This is a genomic window from Kitasatospora nipponensis (assembly GCF_039528135.1).
GTDB classification, from domain to species: domain Bacteria; phylum Actinomycetota; class Actinomycetes; order Streptomycetales; family Streptomycetaceae; genus Kitasatospora; species Kitasatospora nipponensis.
In genome coordinates, this window is record NZ_BAAALF010001094.1 from 1 (window position 1) to 534 (window position 534).

At 71.3% G+C, this 534-nt stretch carries 1 protein-coding gene; it reads right to left on the minus strand.

The features are described from left to right. Positions 1 to 113: 113 nt before the first annotated feature. The coding region (locus tag ABD323_RS45055; protein WP_344447730.1) for a trypsin-like peptidase domain-containing protein at positions 114 to 534 on the minus strand (421 nt) is incomplete at its 5' end.

A 534-nucleotide genomic window follows, 5' to 3' on the forward strand; every position in this document is an offset into this window, starting at 1 on the left:
CCGCATTCGGAGTTCGTCACTCTGCCGGGCGTCGGCCACTTCCCGCACCTCGAAGCACCCGCCGAGACCTCCGCCGTCCTGGCGACGTTCCTCCGCGGGGTCTGAGACCGGCATCAGGACGTGCAGGGGCCCGTGCCGACCTCGGCTCCGTAAGCGGGTGCCTGCTCGTACTCGTCGCGCACTTCGTCCGCGGTGAGCACGAACCCGGTGTCGGGATCCTCGACCGACGCGCCGAACACCACCCCGACGACGTCACCGGCCGGGTCGATCATCGGGCCGCCGGAGTTGCCACTGCGCACCTGCCCGCGGACGGTGAAGACGTCACGCTGAACGGTGTCGGCGTCGTAGATGTCCGGGCCGCGCAGGTTGATCCGCTCCCGCACCCGCAGCGAGGAGGCCGTGTACGGCCCGTCGAGCGGGTAACCGAGCGCGATCGCGGGATCGCCCGTCACCGCCGGCTCCTGCCGCAGGTCCAGCCAACAGGTCGAGCGCCCGGTCACGGCCAGCACCGCGAGGTCCGTATCCGGGTCGAAG